Source organism: Streptomyces sp. NPDC017943 (assembly GCF_044328425.1).
Lineage (GTDB): Bacteria > Actinomycetota > Actinomycetes > Streptomycetales > Streptomycetaceae > Streptomyces > Streptomyces djakartensis_A.
Map to the genome: position 1 here is coordinate 386659 of NZ_JBIRHH010000003.1, position 16001 is coordinate 402659.

The 16001-nt window shown below is 74.0% G+C and carries 19 protein-coding genes; 10 read left to right on the forward strand and 9 right to left on the reverse strand.

The window, feature by feature from the left end; translation table 11 throughout:
• Window positions 1–105: 105 nt before the first annotated feature.
• On the reverse strand, window positions 106–1089 hold the full coding sequence (locus ACH4C6_RS11100) for an aldo/keto reductase (protein ID WP_398108277.1): 984 nt from the start codon (window positions 1087–1089) through the stop codon (window positions 106–108).
• Between the two features lie 101 nt (window positions 1090–1190).
• Window positions 1191–2402: an FAD-dependent monooxygenase gene (locus tag ACH4C6_RS11105; RefSeq protein ID WP_398108278.1), complete on the reverse strand. Its 1212-nt coding sequence runs from the start codon at window positions 2400–2402 to the stop codon at window positions 1191–1193.
• A gap of 339 nt (window positions 2403–2741) precedes the next feature.
• Here ACH4C6_RS11105 and ACH4C6_RS11110 point away from each other — a divergent pair, with 339 nt between their 5' ends.
• Both ACH4C6_RS11110 and ACH4C6_RS11115 read left to right on the forward strand, forming a co-directional pair.
• Window positions 2742–3113 carry a tyrosinase cofactor gene (locus ACH4C6_RS11110; RefSeq protein ID WP_398108279.1) on the forward strand — a complete coding sequence of 124 codons (372 nt, stop codon included), beginning with the start codon at window positions 2742–2744 and terminating at the stop codon, window positions 3111–3113.
• Window positions 3114–3145: 32 nt separating this feature from the next.
• Complete coding sequence (locus tag ACH4C6_RS11115) at window positions 3146–3967, forward strand: tyrosinase family protein (protein ID WP_398108280.1); 822 nt, start codon at window positions 3146–3148, stop codon at window positions 3965–3967.
• Here ACH4C6_RS11115 and ACH4C6_RS11120 read toward each other — a convergent pair whose 3' ends face one another.
• Window positions 3968–4681, reverse strand: coding sequence for a ribonuclease H (locus ACH4C6_RS11120; RefSeq protein ID WP_398108281.1), 714 nt, complete (start codon window positions 4679–4681; stop codon window positions 3968–3970). It lies immediately after the preceding gene.
• A gap of 126 nt (window positions 4682–4807) precedes the next feature.
• Between ACH4C6_RS11120 and ACH4C6_RS11125 the strand changes: the two genes are divergently transcribed.
• Window positions 4808–5695 carry an aminoglycoside phosphotransferase family protein gene (locus ACH4C6_RS11125; protein ID WP_398108282.1) on the forward strand — a complete coding sequence of 296 codons (888 nt, stop codon included), beginning with the start codon at window positions 4808–4810 and terminating at the stop codon, window positions 5693–5695.
• A gap of 52 nt (window positions 5696–5747) precedes the next feature.
• On the opposite strand, the gene ACH4C6_RS11130 is transcribed toward ACH4C6_RS11125, so the two are convergent.
• Window positions 5748–6230, reverse strand: a complete 483-nt coding sequence (locus tag ACH4C6_RS11130) for a VOC family protein (RefSeq protein WP_398108283.1) — start codon at window positions 6228–6230, stop codon at window positions 5748–5750.
• A gap of 205 nt (window positions 6231–6435) precedes the next feature.
• Between ACH4C6_RS11130 and ACH4C6_RS11135 the strand changes: the two genes are divergently transcribed.
• Window positions 6436–7077 (forward strand): ATP-dependent Clp protease proteolytic subunit, encoded by a 642-nt coding sequence (locus ACH4C6_RS11135; RefSeq protein ID WP_398108284.1) that lies wholly within the window; start codon window positions 6436–6438, stop codon window positions 7075–7077.
• Window positions 7077–7679, forward strand: coding sequence for a ClpP family protease (locus tag ACH4C6_RS11140; protein ID WP_398108285.1), 603 nt, complete (start codon window positions 7077–7079; stop codon window positions 7677–7679). The genes ACH4C6_RS11135 and ACH4C6_RS11140 overlap by 1 nt, the downstream gene beginning before the upstream one ends.
• Window positions 7680–7697: 18 nt before the next feature.
• Here ACH4C6_RS11140 and ACH4C6_RS11145 read toward each other — a convergent pair whose 3' ends face one another.
• Window positions 7698–8108 (reverse strand): helix-turn-helix domain-containing protein, encoded by a 411-nt coding sequence (locus ACH4C6_RS11145; protein WP_398108286.1) that lies wholly within the window; start codon window positions 8106–8108, stop codon window positions 7698–7700.
• Window positions 8109–8280: 172 nt separating this feature from the next.
• On the opposite strand from ACH4C6_RS11145, the gene ACH4C6_RS11150 reads away from it, so the two are divergent.
• The gene (locus ACH4C6_RS11150; protein WP_398108287.1) at window positions 8281–9168 is read left to right on the forward strand and encodes an RNA polymerase sigma factor SigF; all 888 of its coding nucleotides are present in this window, start codon (window positions 8281–8283) and stop codon (window positions 9166–9168) included.
• Between the two features lie 315 nt (window positions 9169–9483).
• Here ACH4C6_RS11150 and ACH4C6_RS11155 read toward each other — a convergent pair whose 3' ends face one another.
• Window positions 9484–9948 (reverse strand): ATP-binding protein, encoded by a 465-nt coding sequence (locus tag ACH4C6_RS11155; RefSeq protein WP_398108288.1) that lies wholly within the window; start codon window positions 9946–9948, stop codon window positions 9484–9486.
• 187 nt (window positions 9949–10135) lie between these two features.
• Here ACH4C6_RS11155 and ACH4C6_RS11160 point away from each other — a divergent pair, with 187 nt between their 5' ends.
• Genes ACH4C6_RS11160 through ACH4C6_RS11170 form a run of 3 tightly spaced genes read left to right on the forward strand, consistent with a single transcriptional unit; the run spans window position 10136 to window position 11270 of the window.
• Complete coding sequence (locus ACH4C6_RS11160) at window positions 10136–10276, forward strand: hypothetical protein (RefSeq protein ID WP_398108289.1); 141 nt, start codon at window positions 10136–10138, stop codon at window positions 10274–10276.
• On the forward strand, window positions 10273–10857 hold the full coding sequence (locus tag ACH4C6_RS11165) for a PRC-barrel domain-containing protein (RefSeq protein WP_398108290.1): 585 nt from the start codon (window positions 10273–10275) through the stop codon (window positions 10855–10857). The genes ACH4C6_RS11160 and ACH4C6_RS11165 overlap by 4 nt, the downstream gene beginning before the upstream one ends.
• A complete protein-coding gene (locus ACH4C6_RS11170) occupies window positions 10854–11270 on the forward strand; it encodes a PRC-barrel domain-containing protein (RefSeq protein WP_398108291.1) in 417 nt (138 codons plus the stop codon). Before ACH4C6_RS11165 ends, ACH4C6_RS11170 begins: the two co-directional genes overlap by 4 nt.
• A gap of 42 nt (window positions 11271–11312) precedes the next feature.
• Here the strand turns inward: ACH4C6_RS11170 and ACH4C6_RS11175 are convergent, their stop codons facing one another.
• Entirely contained in the window at window positions 11313–12494 is a 1182-nt protein-coding gene (locus tag ACH4C6_RS11175; protein ID WP_398108292.1) for a DUF6777 domain-containing protein, read from the reverse strand.
• Window positions 12495–12678: 184 nt separating this feature from the next.
• Between ACH4C6_RS11175 and ACH4C6_RS11180 the strand changes: the two genes are divergently transcribed.
• Window positions 12679–13974, forward strand: a complete 1296-nt coding sequence (locus ACH4C6_RS11180; protein WP_398108293.1) for a streptophobe family protein — start codon at window positions 12679–12681, stop codon at window positions 13972–13974.
• Window positions 13975–13984: 10 nt separating this feature from the next.
• Here the strand turns inward: ACH4C6_RS11180 and ACH4C6_RS11185 are convergent, their stop codons facing one another.
• Complete coding sequence (locus tag ACH4C6_RS11185; RefSeq protein ID WP_398108294.1) at window positions 13985–14989, reverse strand: serine/threonine-protein kinase; 1005 nt, start codon at window positions 14987–14989, stop codon at window positions 13985–13987.
• Entirely contained in the window at window positions 14986–15993 is a 1008-nt protein-coding gene (locus ACH4C6_RS11190; protein ID WP_398108295.1) for a hypothetical protein, read from the reverse strand. Before ACH4C6_RS11190 ends, ACH4C6_RS11185 begins: the two co-directional genes overlap by 4 nt.
• Window positions 15994–16001 lie beyond the last annotated feature (8 nt).

Below are 16001 nucleotides of genomic sequence, written 5' to 3' on the forward strand. Positions count from 1 at the left end.
CCCCGCGCCCCGCCCGGGGCGTGGCGCGCCCCGCCCCCGGGGCGGGGGCGGGGGGGGGGGGGGGGGGGGGGGCCCCCCCGGGGCCCCCCCCCCGCCCCGTCGGCGCTACCAGCGGTGTTCGACCTGGTCCTTGATGCGCCGGTCGTACAGGTCCCGGATCGCGTCCAGCGTCGCGGCGGGCAGTTCCGGCAGCCGGGCCGCGGCGGCGTTGGCACGGGCCTGCTCGGGTGAGCGGGCGCCGGGGATGACGCTCGTGACGCCGGGCTGCTCGACGATCCAGCGCAGGGCCAGCTGGGCCGGGGTGTACCCCTCGGGGGCGAGCGCGGAGAACTCGGCGGCGGCCTGGACACCGGTCGTGTAGTCGACGCCGGAGAAGGTCTCGCCCACGTCGAAGGCCTCGCCGTGCCGGTTGTAGGCGCGGTGGTCGTTCTCCGGGAAGACGGTCTCCTCGGTGTACTTGCCCGACAGCAGTCCGGAGGCCAGCGGGACCCGGGCGATGATGCCGACGCCCGCCGCACGGGCGGCGGGAAGCACCTCGCGCAGGGGTTTCATCCGGAACGGGTTGAGGATGATCTGCACGCTGGACACGTTCGGCCGCGCGATGGCGGTCAGCGCCTCGGCGCAGGTCTCCACGCTGACGCCGTAGGAGGCGATCCGCTCCTCCTCGACCAGGGTGTCGAGGGCGTCGAACACCTCGTCCGTGGAGTAGACGGGTGTCGGCGGGCAGTGCAGCTGCACCAGGTCGATCCGGTCGACGCCGAGGTTGCGGCGCGAACGGTCGTTCCAGGCGCGGAAGTTGTCGAGGACGTAGTTCTCGGGGATCTGCTCGACCCGGCGGCCCATCTTGGTGGCCACCATGACGTGCAGGTCCGGGCGTCCGCTGAGGAACGCGGCGATGGTCTGCTCGCTGCGGCCGTCGCCGTACACGTCGGCGGTGTCGAAGAAGGTCACCCCGGCCTCGGCCGCCGCCTCCAGCACGGCGAGGGCTTCCTTGTCGTCGACGTCTCCCCAGTCGGCACCCAGCTGCCATGTGCCGAGACCGATCACGGAGGCGTGCCGGCCCGACCTGTCGAATGTGCGCTCGTCCATGGGCGTCAGTCTGTCACCTGTCCCCGCCGGGCGCGGAGACGGAGTGGTCCGGACCGCCCACCCGGGCCGCCTCGCCCGGCCCGGGTCCGTGGGGCGGGGCGTCAGTCGCGGGTGGTGAGCGTCCGGGCGTGCACGGTGCGGGCCACCTTCGGCCCCAGCCAGCGCTTGAAGCGCCGCAGCGGCTCCAGCTGTCCGGCCGCCCGGTCGAGCCGGTAGTAGACCTGCGGGGGGACGTGCGGCAGCAGGGGCGAGTGGCGCTGGCCCAGCAGGGCGAACATGCGCTCCGGCGGCAGGTGGATGTAGCGCGGGAGGTTCTCGTACCACTGGGCGCTGTAGCGTGCGGCGCTCTGCACCGGGAGCAGGGCCGCCTTGCGTTCGGCTTCGTAGCGGGCCAGCGCCCGGGGCAGGGCGGTGTGCTCGCGCAGCGCGGTGGCCAGGGCGATCGCGTCCTCCAGGGCGAGGGTGGTGCCGGCGCCGATCGAGTAGTGGGTGGTGTGGGCGGCGTCGCCGAGCAGGACGAGGTTGCCGTGGTGCCAGGTGCGGTTGGTCAGGGTGCGGAAGGTCTGCCACGGGCTGCCGCCGGGCCGGCCGAGCAGGGGGTGGCCGTCCAGGACGGTGGCGAAGAGCCTCTCCAGCAGGGCCCGCCCGTCGGCCTCGCTCGCCCGGTCCAGGCCGAGGCCGGTCCAGGTCTCGGGAGCGCACTCGATGACGCAGGTGCTGCGGTCGGCGCCGTACCCGTACCCGTAGCACCAGATCCAGCCGTGCCCGGTGTCGACGAAGGCGAAGGTGAAGGCGTCGAAGACCTTGGTGGTGCCGAGCCAGACGTAGTGGTTGCGCCCGGCCGTGAGCCGGGTGCCGAAGTGCGCGGCATGCCGTTCGCGCAGCGTGCTGCGGACGCCGTCGGCCGCCACGACCAGGTCGGCGTCGGCGGGCAGGTCGGCGGCCGTGACCTCGCGGGCGTACTCCAGCCGGACGCCGAGTGCGCGGGCACGGGCCGCGAGGACCTCCAGCAGGCGGTGGCGGCCGATGCCGTGGCCCTCGTCGCCGCGGTGCCGGGTCGTCAGGTCGCCGACGTGGGCGACGCCGTCGCGCCAGCGGACGGAGCCGGCGTCCAGGGCCCGCGCCGACTCGGGGTCCTCCGCGTGGAGGCGGTCGAGCAGGCCGCGCCAGTAGGTCACGCCCCAGCCATAGGTGGAGCCCTCCGGGTCGCGTTCGTGGACGGTGATGTCGTGGGACGGGTCCTGCCGCTTGAGCAGGATCGAGAGATACAGGCCGGCGGGCCCGCCACCGACGCAGGCGACCTTCACACACACCCCTGGGATCACTGAGAGCTGTCGATTGCGGACGCAGGGTAGCAGCAGGGGGAGGCGGTGGCCGGGCGGCCGGATCGCGCCAGGTTGACGGCGTGACGCGCGCCACGCACCGCCCGGAAGGCGGGGAGAAACATCCGGCACGGCACCCGCAGCGGGTGGAATTTCCCCTTCCGCACACGGGGCCGCTCCCCTCCGCGGCAAGATCATCTTCGTCCAATCTTGCAGGACATAAGGGGAATTGCCCGGATCGCAGCCAACCGGCTCGGGGGGATTTCTCCCGCTCGCGCACCGCCCGGTAGGCATGCGGGGTCAGCAGCCGAACCGATCAAGGAGATCCGCATGCCGGAACTCAGCCGTCGCCGCGCGCTCACCGCCGCGGCCGCCCTCGCCACCGTCACGGCGGCGGCGACCCTGCCGGCCGCCGGGCCGGCGCAGGCCGCCGGGCACCACGCCGACCCCGGCGCCTTCGACGAGGTCTACAAGGGCCGCCGGATACAGGGCCGTCCGGGCGGCGGGTCCGGGCACCACCACCACGGCGCCGGCTACGCGGTGTTCGTGGACGGCGTGGAGCTGCACGTGATGCGCAACGCCGACGGCAGCTGGATCAGCGTCGTGAGCCACTACGCCCCGGTGCCGACGCCGCGCGCCGCCGCCCGGGCCGCGGTGGACGAACTGCAGGGCGCGCCGCTGCTGCCCTTCCCCGCCAACTGACCCACCCCCCACGGCACCTGGAGCACCCGCACATGGCAGTCCGCAAGAACCAGTCCGCCCTGACCCCCGACGAGAAGCGGCGTTTCGTCGCCGCGCTGATCGAGTTGAAGCGCAGCGGCCGCTACGACGAGTTCGTCACGACGCACAACGCGTTCATCGTCTCCGACACCGACAACGGCGAGCGGACGGGCCACCGTTCACCGTCGTTCCTGCCCTGGCACCGAAGATTCCTGCTGGAGTTCGAGCGGGCCCTGCAGTCGGTGGACGCGTCGGTGTCCCTGCCCTACTGGGACTGGACCGTCGACCGCACTCCGCGCGCCTCGCTGTGGGCGCCCGACTTCCTCGGGGGCACCGGCCGGGAGCGGGACGGCCGGGTGACGGACGGGCCGTTCTCCGCGTCGGGCGGCAACTGGCCGATCAACGTGCGCGTCGACGGCCGCACGTTCCTGCGGCGCACGCTCGGCGCCGGGGTGCGCGAGCTGCCGACCCGCGCCGAGGTCGAGTCGGTGCTGGCGATGCCCACCTACGACATGGCGCCCTGGAACAGCGGTTCGGACGGCTTCCGCAACCACCTGGAAGGGTGGCGCGGGGTCAACCTGCACAACCGGGTCCATGTGTGGGTCGGCGGCCACATGGCCACCGGGGCCTCCCCCAACGACCCGGTGTTCTGGCTGCACCACGCGTACATAGACAAGCTGTGGGCCGACTGGCAGCGCCGGCACCCCGGCTCCGGGTACCTGCCGGTCTCGGGTACGCCGAACGTCGTCGACCTGAACGAGACGATGCGGCCGTGGCACGACACGAGCCCGGCGGACCTGCTGGACCACACGCGGCACTACACCTTCGACGTCTGATCAGACGCCGGCGCCCGCCCGGCACTCCGGGTGGCCCCAGCCACTGTCGTTCCTGGCGATCTGCTCCCCGGCCGCGTACGGGCGGCCGCACTGGCAGCGGCCGGGGAACTTGGCCTTGAGGGTGCGCGAGGACCCGCTCTTCGCGGCGGATCCCTTCCCCGCGGAGGCCCTGCCCTGGCGGGACGAACCGCCCCGGGGGCGCGGCGCCCTGGCCGGGGTGTCCGGGGAGGGCGGCGGCTCGGGCGAGCCGAGGCCGCTGCCCGCCGGCTCCTGGACGGTGGCGGCCTGGCTGGCCGCGCGGTCGGCGAAGTCGTTGAGCCGGTCGCCGTCCACCTGGTGGGCGGGGACGTAGCGGAACTCGACCGAGCGGCCGTCGAGGAGCTCGTCGATGCGGACGACGAGTTCCTGGTTGGCGACGGGCTTGCCGGCGGCGGTCTTCCAGCCGTTGCGCTTCCAGCCGGGCAGCCAGGTCGTCACGGCCTTCATGGCGTACTGCGAGTCCATGCGGATCTCCAGCGGCACGGCCGGGTCGGTCGCCGCCAGGAGGCGTTCGAGCGCCGTCAGTTCGGCGACGTTGTTGGTCGCCCTGCCGAGCGGCCCCGCCTCCCACCGCTGCGGCGCCTCGGAGGCGTCGGCGACGACCCAGGCCCAGCCGGCGGGTCCGGGGTTTCCCTTCGAAGCGCCGTCGCACGCGGCCACCACACGTTCACGCATGGCCCGATCATGCCATGGCCGCGTGGACCGTCCCGACGGCCGGAGTTCCCGGCATCCTGCGCAGCGCCCGGGCGATCACGGAAATCCGTTCGACACGACGCGGCCCGGCCGCTGCAATGGTGCGCCATGGGCGCCCCACGCATGCACGAGGACGAACGGGACATCGACACCGCGCTCGTCGGCCGGCTGATCGCCCGGCGGTTCCCCCGGTGGGCAAAGCTGCCGCTGCGGCGCCTGTCGTCCTCCGGCACCGAGAACGCGATGTTCCGCCTCGGCACCGACAAGGTCGTGCGGCTCCCCCGGCATCCGCGGGCCGTCGGCGCGATCACGCACGAACTGCGCTGGCTGCCGCGGCTGGGCCCCGGACTGCCCGCCGCCTCGCCCGAACCCCTGGGCGAGGGGGAGCCGGACGAGGACTTCCCGTGGCCCTGGTCGGTCTACGGCTGGCTGGAGGGCCGCAACCCCGAGCCGGGGCGGCTGGAGCGGCCGGAGCTGCTCGCGGAGGACCTCGCGGCCTACGTCACGGCCCTGCGCCGCGTCGACGCCTCGGGCGGTCCGCCCGGCCGGGGTGTGCCGCTGGCGGCCCGGGACGCCGAGGTGCGCGCGGCACTGGACCGGCTGGCCGGCCGGGTCGACACCGGTGCGGTCGCGGCCCGGTGGGAGGAGGCCCTGGGCGCCCCGCCGCACACCGGGCCGCCGGTCTGGGCCCACGGCGACCTGATGGCCGGGAACCTGCTGGTCAGGGACGATCGGCTGAGCGCCGTGATCGACTTCGGCACGGTCGGGGTGGGTGATCCGGCCGTGGACCTCATCAGCGCCTGGTGCGTGCTGCCCGCCCGGGCCCGCGCCGTCTTCCGCGCGGCGGTGGGCGCCGGCGGGGCCGAGTGGGCGCGGGGCAGGGGCTGGGCCCTGTCGATCGCGGTGATCGCGCTGCCCTACTACTGGGACACCAACCCGCCGGTCGCCGCGAACTCCCGCCACGTGATCCGGGAGATCCTGGCCGAGCCGGCGTAGCGGCGCGGTGGCGGCTCCCCGTGCGGAGCCGGTCCCGCCCCGGGTCGCCGCGTCACTCGCCGGCGTACGCCCGGTCCAGCGCGGCGAGGTCGAACTTGCCCATCGCCATGAACGCCTGGGTGACCCGGGCCGCCTTCGCCGGGTCCGGGTCGGTGATCATCGCCTGGAGCCGGTCCGGGACGACCTGCCACGACACCCCGAAGCGGTCCTTGAGCCAGCCGCAGGGGCCCGGCTCGCCGCCGTCGGCGGTGAGCCTGCTCCAGTAGTGGTCGATCTCCTCCTGGTTCTCGCAGAAGATCATGAAGGAGACCGACTCGTTGAAGGTGAACTGCGGTCCGCCGTCGAGTGCGAGGAACCGCTGGCCGTTGGCCGTGAACTCGACGGTCATGACACCGCCGGCCGGCTGCGGCGCCCCCTCGGGGTAGCGGGCCACCTCGCCGATGGCGGAGTTCTTGAAGACCGACACGTAGAAGTGCGCGGCCTCCTCGGCGCGGCCGTCGAACCAGAGACACGTGGTGAAGCCGTCGGATGCCATGGGTTCCTCCCGGGGGCGTTCGTCGCTGTCACCCATGTCGACCGGTCCCGGCCGCGAAACTCATCGCCGGTTCCGGGCGGATCTGCCGGCAGCGGATCTGCCCAGGGCAGAGGAACGGCCTGCGAGCGGCCCGCGGCGCCGACAGTGGACCCGACGGCACGTCCGCGGCAGATCCGCGGCCCTCTCGCCACGACGAGGAGAACCGATGACTCCACTCACGACCCTCGCCCCGCGGGCGGAGGAGGGGGACACCCCTCCCACCCGCTTCGACGACCATCTGGCCGCCCAGTTGCTCACGCAGCGCATCGTGCTGCTCGGCACCCAGGTCGACGAGGTCTCCGCCAACCGGGTCTGCGCCCAGTTGCTGATCCTGTCCGCCGAGGACCCGCGCACCGACATCAGCCTGTACATCAACAGCCCCGGCGGTTCGGTGCACGCGGGGCTCGCCATCTACGACACGATGCGGCTCGTCCCGAACGACGTCGCCACCCTGGCGATGGGCTTCGCCGCCAGCATGGGCCAGTTCCTGCTGAGCGTCGGCACGCCGGGCAAGCGCTACGCCCTGCCCCACGCGCGGATCATGATGCACCAGCCCTCCGCGGGCATCGGGGGCACCACCGCCGACATCGAGATCCAGGCGGAGAACCTGGAGTTCACCAAGCGCACCATCGAGCGGATCACCGCCGAGCACACCGGCCAGAGCCCGGAGACCATCTCCCGGGACGGCGACCGGGACCGCTGGTTCACGGCCGAGGAGGCCAGGGAGTACGGCATGGTGGACCGGGTCGTCCACTCCCTCGCCGACGTCCGCCCGGCCACGACGCGACGCAGGATGGGGCTGCAGTGATGGGGAGCTACACCATTCCGAACGTCGTCGAGCGGACCCCGCAGGGCGAGCGGTCCTTCGACGTCTTCAGCCGGCTGCTCAACGAGCGGATCGTCTTTTTGGGGACCGAGATCGACGACGGCGTGGCCAACGTCGTCATCGCCCAGCTGCTGCACCTGGAGTCGTCGGCGCCGGAGAGCGAGATCTCGGTGTACATCAACTCCCCCGGCGGCTCGTTCACCTCGCTGATGGCCATCTACGACACCATGTCCTACGTGCGGGCGCCGATCTCCACGTGCTGTGTCGGGCAGGCGGCCTCCACCGCCGCCGTGCTGCTCGCCGGCGGCGACCCGGGCCGGCGGTTCGTGCTGGAGCACGCGCGCGTGCTGCTCGGCCAGCCGGCCTCGGGCGGGCAGCGCGGCATGGTCTCCGACCTGGCGCTCCAGGCCAAGGAGATGGTGCGGATCCGCGGCCAGGTGGAGGAGGTGCTGGCGCGCCACACCCACCACGACGTGGCCACGCTGCGGGCGGACATGGACCGCGACAAGGTGTTCACCGCTGCGGAGGCGGTGGCGTACGGGCTGGCCGACGAGGTGCTCAGCCGGCGCCTCGTGACGGTGTGAGGCACCGGCCGGCCCGGCTCAGGCGGCCAGGCACATCCCGTCGTGGGAGGCCGCCTGCGCCCCGCGGCGGCCGCCGCCCGCGTAGCGGGAAGTGACGCGCACCAGTTCGCCCTGGGCCCGGGCGAGCAGGTCCCCCAGGCCCATGCCGAGGGCCTGGGCGGCGGCCGCGAGGACCTCCGAGGAGGCCTCCTTGCGGCCGCGCTCCACCTCCGACAGGTACGGCATGGAGATGCGCGCCGCGTCGGCGACGTCCTTCAGCGTGCGCTCCTGTGCGAGCCGCTCCCGGCGCAGGACGTCCCCCACCAGGTCACGCCAGAGCGGCTCCTTCGCGGCGGGGGCCGGGGGCCCCTGGCGCGGCGGGGCCGCCGGGCGGCCGGCGGGCGGGCGCAGGGGGACGACGCGGGCGGTGTTCTGCGGTCGGTTGCTCACCGTCCCAGCCTAGGAATCCCGGCCGCCGGGGGAAGGCTCCGGCGTTCCGCCCTGAGGGGAATCAGCGGGAAACGGGATTCCGGAAAATTGGTGGGCATGGTGCACGCGTGAGCGGGTACCCGCAACCCGGGAGTACCCACGCACAGCACAGCCGCGACGTTCGGGAGAGGTAATGGAGACCGCCGTGATCCGGTCGAAGGCAGAGGTCGTCGCAGAGAACGCCGAGGTCGGCACGGGTGACGGGACACTGCCGGGTCTCGCGGACCCGCGGTCGGTCGCCCCGCGGGACGCCCGCGCGCTGTCCCGCCAGTTCTTCCGGCGCCTGACGGAGCTCGAAGAGGGCACGCACGAGTACCAGTACGCGCGCAACACCCTCATCGAGATGAACATGTCGCTCGTGCGGTTCGCTGCGGGCCGGTTCCGGGGCCGCGGCGACGACATGGAGGACATCGTCCAGACCGGCATGATCGGTCTGATCAAGGCGATCGACCGCTTCGAGCTGTCACGCGAGGTCGAGTTCACCTCCTTCGCGCTGCCGTACATCGTCGGCGAGATCAAGCGCTTCTTCCGGGACACGACGTGGGCGGTGCACGTCCCGCGGCGTCTGCAGGAGCTGCGCGTGGAGCTGGCCAAGGCGCGTGAGGAGCTGGCCAGCCGCCTGGACCGCGAGCCCACGGTCGCCGAGCTGGCCACCTTGATGAACATCTCCGAGAAGGAGGTCGTCGAGGGCCAGATCGCGGCGAACGGGTACAACTCGTCCTCGCTGGACGCCGCCCTCACCGGGGACGGCACGGAGGGCGGCGAGGCCGTCCTGGCCGACTTCCTCGGCGTCGAGGAGGAGGGCCTGCGCCTCGTCGAGGACTTCCACTCGCTCGCCCCGCTGATGGCGGAACTCAGCGAGCGCGACCGGCAGATCATCCACATGCGGTTCGTGGAGGAGGCCACGCAGGCGGAGATCGGTGAGCGGCTCGGCTGCTCGCAGATGCACGTCTCCCGGCTGATCAAGCGCATCATCACGCGGCTGCGCGAGGGGATGCTGGGCGAGCTGGGCTGCGCCTGACACGGAGACCGGACCAGCGGGTGCCGTCCCCCGAGCGGGAGGGGGCGGCACCCGCTGGTCATGTCCGCACGCCTCGGCCGCGCGAGCCCCGGATCCCGGCAACCGGCTTCGCCTGGGGGCCCGCGACCGGCGACCACCGGCACGTCCGCATTCGGCGGAGACCGGAGGGTCCGCAACCGACTGAGAGCCGCCCGGTGTCCGGGCGGCTCCGATGCATCTCCATGTTCGTGGTGTGCCGGGCCACCCGCAGTGGCTCGGTGACGTGACGTCCCCGCAGGGCCTCGCGCCGTCGGTGGATCCGCGTCCCCGCGGGGTTCACGCTCCGGTGGCGCCGGTCAGCGGCAGCACGGCACGCACCCGCTTGCCCACCGGCACCCGCTCCACGGTCACCTGCTCCGCGAGGGCGTGGACGATCTCCAAGCCGTGCCGGCCGATGCGCTCGGGGTTGCGGGGGAAGATGCGCGGCAGTGCGGAGCTGCTGTCGTAGACCGACACCGTCACCGCGTTGTCCGTGCCCGTGAGCTCCAGGATGTAGGGGCCGTTGCTGTGCCGGTCGGCGTTGGTGACCAGCTCGCTCACGACCAGCAGCACCGCCCCGTCGATCCGCTCGTCGACGCTTGCGCACCACTCGGTCCGCAGCTGCTCGAGGAAGAGCGCGGCGAAGGACCGCGCCTCGGCGATGCAGCCCTGCTCGCCTGTGTAGTGTGCGGCCCGCCGCAGCGGCTCCACGGGCACGTCGAAACCAGTCGGTATCACTGCCCCGTCCAGGTGGTCGATCATACGTTTCTTTCTGGGAAGCCGGACTGGCCGGACGCTCTGCAGAGTGCTCGTACCCCGAGTCGGCCTTCACAGTCCTCACGATTTCCGGCCCTTGTGAGACCCCGGGCATTGTCCCCCTTCGACGGGGCACCCGGAGGACACCGGGGCCGGTCGAGGGGCGACCGGACCGGATCGCCGGAGGTGCGCGGTGGCCTGGTGGACATGGCTGGTCGTGGTGATCGCGGCGCTCGCCGCCCTCGCCGTGGTGACGCTCGCGGTGCAGGCGGGCAGGCGGTCGGGCACGGTCATCGCGGTGCGCCGCCGGCCGGGCGGGAAGGGCGTGCGATGAACGAGCTGCTGGCCGCGCGGAGCCTGACGACCCTGCCCGTGGTCACCCTGGGCGGCGACGCGGTGGCCCAGATCAAGGACACCGTGTTCGACCCCGCGGCCGGCCGCATCACCGGCTTCACCCTGAGCGGACGCGGTCTGCTGTCGGGCCCGCTGAAGCAGAGCCTGCCCTGGTCGGCCGTGCACGCCCTCGGCCCGCACGCCGTCATGGTCCGCGACGCGCACGCCCTGCAGGACACGTCCGTCGTGGTGGCACGGCGCGAGGCCCAGCAGGGGCGGGTCCTGCACGCGAAGGTGCTGACCGACGAAGGGGCGGAGGTCGGCACCGTGCTCGACGTGGTGGTCGAGGGCGGTGGCAGCGGCCGGGTGGTGGGTTTCCGGATCGCCGCGGACAAGGCGCTGGTGCCGGGGTCCCGGCGCAAGAGGCAGCGGGTGTACGTGCCGCGCGGCGAGACGCTCGCCGTGTCCGGCCGGGCCCTGGTCATACCGGCGGACGCCACGCGGTACGTCGCCGACGACCTGCCGGCCTTCACCGCCCGGGTCGGCGCCTTCCGGCAGGAGCACCGGGGGGCACCGTCATGATGCTGTTCTCGCAGGCCCGGGGGCTGCCCGTGCTGACCCTGGAGGAGGCCGAGGAGATCGGCGTCCTGAAGTCGCTCACGGTCGACGCCGTGTCCGGCGTGGTGACGCACGTCCGGGTGGGCGGCAAGCACTCCCGCAAGGAGACCGTGCTGCCCTGGGGCGCCCTGCACGCGGTCGGCCCGGACGCCGTCCTGGTCCGCACGACCGCCGCCCCGGCCGCCACGCCGCCCCACCACGAACTCCAGGGCCTCAGGATCCTCACCGACACGGGCGACGCCCTCGGCACGGTGCAGGACGTCGCCTTCGAGCCGGAGACCGGCCGGGTGGAGTCGGTGGTCACCGCCCGGGGCGAGCTGCCGGCGGACCGCCTGCTCGGACTCGGCGACTACGCCCTGGTGGTCCGGGCCGGCTGACCCCTCTCCTCGAGCCCGGTGGCCCGGGCCCGAGGGCTGCCGTCAGGACGCGGGGGGCTGCTCGGTCGTACCGCCGCCGCTGTCCGAGCCGATTCCCGGGTCCGAGCCCGAGCCGCCGCTGTCCGGCGGGGACTGCTGCTCCGACGACGGGGGTGCCGGTCCGTCACTGCTGGGCGGCTCCGACGTCGTCCCGCCGTCCGAACTCGGCGGTTCGCCGGTCGACGGTCCGTCGGACGTCGTGTCGCCGGGTGACGAGGGCGTGGTCACGCCGGTGGACGGGGTGGGCTCGTCCGGCTTCTCGGTCTTGTGGTCCTTCTTGCCGGTGTCGCCCTGGTGCCGCTCGAACCACTGGCCGTCGGGTTCGCACATCACGAAGACGTCGACCGGCTTCGGTGCGGGCTTGACCACCACGAGCCTGGAGGGCGAGTAGCCCGGCCACGCCTCGCCGGTGGTCTTGGCGTTCTTCTGGGCAACCGGGAGATCGAGCGGGTTGCCGCAGGCGCAGCGCACCCGGGGCACTCCGCGGTCGTCGACGAGGACGGCCGTGCCGGCCTGCAGCACCGCCTGGTAGGTGGTGGGGGTGCCGCCGTTGTAGCCGTGGTTGGTGACGCGGGTGTCCATCCGCAGCTGCACGGGGGTGAGCGAGCGCAGGTAGGCGGGCACATCGGACGGCTCCTTGTGCACGACCGAGGCGAACGCCCGCTCCTTGTCCGGGTCCTGCTCGAAGAACGTGATCTGCTTCTCCACGTCGCAGGCGGCGACGTTGCGGGTGCCGCCGTACAGGCCGGGTGCGTCGCCCTTCACCCCCGGGAGGGTGTTCGGCCCCGCCGACTCGCTGGCCCGGGTGGGCGGTACGGGCGAGGCCGAGCTCTTCTCGTCCGCGGTGGAGTCGGTGAAGGGGTCCGGGCCGGTGTCCGCCGCGGGTTCGAGGAACACCTCGCCGCTGGAGGTGCTCGTGCCGGCGTCGGAGGCGCCCGTGCTGCCGCCGTCGGGCCGGGACAGCACGACGGCCAGGATCACGGCGGCCACGACGGCCGTGGCGACGATCGCGACACGGGGTACGGAACCCCACCACGGCCGGCGGGGCTGCGGGGGTTCGCCACCACCGCGCCCGGTGGGCGGTTCGGACGGCGGCCCGCCGCCCGGCGGAGGCTGGGAGGGGCCCGACAGGGGCCCCGAGGGAGGACCTGTGGGACGGCCGGACGACGGCGGATCGACGCTCACGATCTCTTCTTCCGCGTGATTGCCTGCGGCCTTCGCGCAGTCGGGGCACTCGGCCCGGCATGTGCTGGTGTGCCGCCTTTGCACTCTTCTTTCATTGTGTGCTCCAGTCCCACCGGTCCCGCAAGCCGACGCGGACGGACCTCTCCGGCGGGCGTCCGGGCGGGGCGCTGCTTAGCGTGACAGCGTGACTTCGCGCTCCCCCTCCGACCGGGCCGAGCCCTCCGCCGGCCGGGCGACCGCCCCCCACGGCTGGGTACACGCCCTCGTCACGGTCCTCGCCGGGCTGCTGGCGATGGCGGTGGTGGCCGCGCTCGGCCTGTGGGCCGCCGGGGCCACGGATCTGCCGGACGGCGCGTTCGTGCCGGTCGTCGCGGCGACCATGGTCACCGCCGTGGGCGGCACGGTGGAGCTCTCCGGCAGCGCCGGGGACCTCGCCGACACGCAGGCGGGCCTGACCGTGATCCCCCTGTCGGTCACGCTCGCCGGGGCGCTCGTCATCGCCTGGGGTTTCCTGCGGCCCCTGCGGCACCGCGCGGTCGCGGGCAGCGCCGAACTGGCCGGCTGGGCCGGGCGGGTGGCCGCCCTGTGGCTGCTCGCCCTGATCGGGCTGACGCTCGCCGCCCGCCACACCTTCGACATCTCCCTCGGCGACGAGCTCGGCGCACTGGGGGATCTGTTCGGCGCCTCACCCGAGGTCGGCTTCACCACGGACGTCCCCTTGTCGGTGTTCGTCGGCGTGGTGTGGCTCGCCGGTGTGCTGGTGCTGGCCCTGCTGGTCGCGCGCGGGGCCCCGCTGCCCGGCGGGCTGCTCCGCTTCCAGGCGTCGGTGCGCCCGGCCGCGTACGCGATGGTCGCCATGCTGCTGGCCTGGGTGGCCGCCGGTGTGGTGATCGCGCTGGTGGTCGCGGCCACGCGGGGGCACGCGGCCGAGACCTTCGCCGTGATCCTGCTCGGCATGCCGAACCTGATGTGGCTGGGGCTGACCATCGGCCTCGGTGCCACCTGGAACGGGCAGGTGGAGGGGCCGTTCGGGCTGCCCATGCCGCACGTGCTGGACGAGGTGCTGCGCACCCCGGACGTCGCGGAGCTGAATCTGCGCACGCTCTCCGAGCACGACGGCCGGGTGTGGTGGCTGCTGGTCGCCGACGTCGTGCTGCTGCTGGCCGCCGCGTTCGTGATGGCGGCGCGGTCGCCGGCCCGGGTCAGGGCCTGGCAGCACGCCGTGCACATGGCGGTCGCGCTCGCGCTGACGGTGTTCATGATCTGCCTCGTCGGGCGGATCTCGGCGCACTTCGGCCTGTCGGTCCTCGGCATCGGCGACCTCGGCGGCGGTCTGTCGGGACGGCTGTTCCTGCGGCCCCGGATGTGGGGGGCGGTGGGTCTGGCCGTGCTGTGGGGGTTGGTGGCCGGGTTCACCGGGGCGCTGCTGGCGCGGCACGTGCGGCGGCGGGGCGAGGCAGGGCCCGCGACCGAGGGCTGAGCCACCCCCGTTACAGCCCGCGTGTGCGCTCCACGAACACCGGCTCGGCCCAGCGCGGCGGCGGCTTGGGCAGCTCCTCCCCCGCACCCGGCACCTGCCGCTCGGCGCGGGTCGACGCCCGCACGGCTCCGACCGCGCCGCCGGTGGTGGCGGCCCGCAGCGCGGTCACGAACGCCAGGCAGGACGGGTAGCGGTCGTCCGGGCTCTTGGCGAGGGCCTTGGCGACGACGGGGTCGGCGCCCGCCGGGAGGTCCGGCCGGGCCTCGGTCAGCGGGGGCGGCTCGTCGTACTGGTGGGCCCACAGCAGCGCCATGTCGTCGTCGCGCAGGAAGGGCGGGTGGCCGGTGAGGATCTCGTAGACCACGCAGGCGAAGCCGTAGACGTCGCAGCGCGCGTCGACGGGCTTGCCGGAGATCTGCTCGGGGGCGACGTAGTCCAGGGTGCCCACGAACTGGCCGACCGTGGTGAAGCCGGTCAGGGACAGCGACTTCTTGGTCAGGCCGAAGTCCGTGAGGTAGACGTGCTCGGGGTGGTCGCTGTCGGTGCCGCGGGAGACCAGGATGTTGCCGGGCTTGACGTCCCGGTGCACCAGGCCGTGCTCGTGCGCGGCGTCCAGCGCGGAGGCGACCTGGGCGGCGACGCGGACGGCGGTGGCGGGCGGCATCGGGCCCTCGCGGTCCAGGAGGTGCCGCAGGTCGCTGCCGGCGACGTACCGCATCGCGATGTAGAGGACGCCGTCGGTCTCGCCCGCCTCGAAGACCGGGACGATGTGCGGATGGTCGATCGCGGCCGCGGCCCGGGACTCGTGCGTGAACCGGCGGCGGAAGGTGTCGTTGCGGGCGAGTTCCGGGGCGAGCAGCTTCAGGGCGACGGTGCGTTCCAGGCGCAGGTCGCGGGCCCGGTAGACGACGGCCATGCCGCCGCGCCCGATCTCCTGCTCGATCCGGTAGCCCGCGATCTGCTGTCCGAGCAGTTCGGAGGGCCGTCCCGAGAAGAGGCTGGTCTCGCGGTTCACCGCCCGTCACCTTCGGGCGGGACGACACGGGTGGGCGCGTACCCGACGGCCCGGGTGGGGGGCGCCGCGGCCGGCGGCTGCGTCTCCTCCGCCTCGTCGGTCTCCCGGTGCCCGCCCGGCGCCGCGGCCTCCTCGGCGTCCTCGGGGCGGACGACGCGGGTGGGCCCGGGCGGGCCGCCCGCCACGACCCGTGTGGGCTCGGGGGCGTCGGGGGACGCGGGCCGCTCCGGCCGCGGCGGCTCGGACCCGGCGGCCGGTTCGGGCGCGGGGTCCTGGGGGGTGACGACCCGGGTGGGGACCGGGGCCGTTGGCGGTGCGCCCCCCGGCGTCCCGGGCGCGACGACCCGGGTCGGTTCGGGGGCTTCCGGTGGCGGGTCGCTTCCACGCGGGGACGCCCCGGCAGGGCTGCGGGGCTCCTGCGGCGCCGGGGGCGGTTCGGGGGCGACCAGCCGGGTCGGCGGGTGGGCGGGCGCCGCCTGCGGCAGGGACGGGGCGGGGCCGCCCTGGGCCGGACGGTCGGCCCGGGGCGTGTCGTCCGTGGCGTAGGTGGTCAGCCGGGTGCCGTCGGCGTACACCCAGCGTCCGTGCGCGGAGTCGTACAGCCAGACGGACTCGCCGTCGACGACCACGCCGATGCGCGTGCCGCGGGTGCGGGCGCGGAAGGACTCCAGGTCGAGCCCGCCCGCGAGGTCCTCGACCGCCGACCGGTACCGCGCGAGGGCCTCCTGCGCGCGGCCCAGCAGCGGACGCGGGTCGGCGGTGCGGGTCAGTGGCCCGTCGGTGGTGGGCGGGTCCTGCGGTACGGCGACCAGGCGGCGCCCGTCGACCCAGGCCGACCAGCCGTTGGAGCACAGCACGTGCCCCCAGTCGCCCTGGCGTTCCAGCAGCTGCACCGGCAGCAGGGGGTCGAGGTCGACGGTGGGCCGGGACGGGTCGGGGGCCTCCCAGGCCGGCATCCCGTGCTGCGGGACGACGTGCGTGGGCCGGAATCCGGGGGTCGTCACGGGCGGTG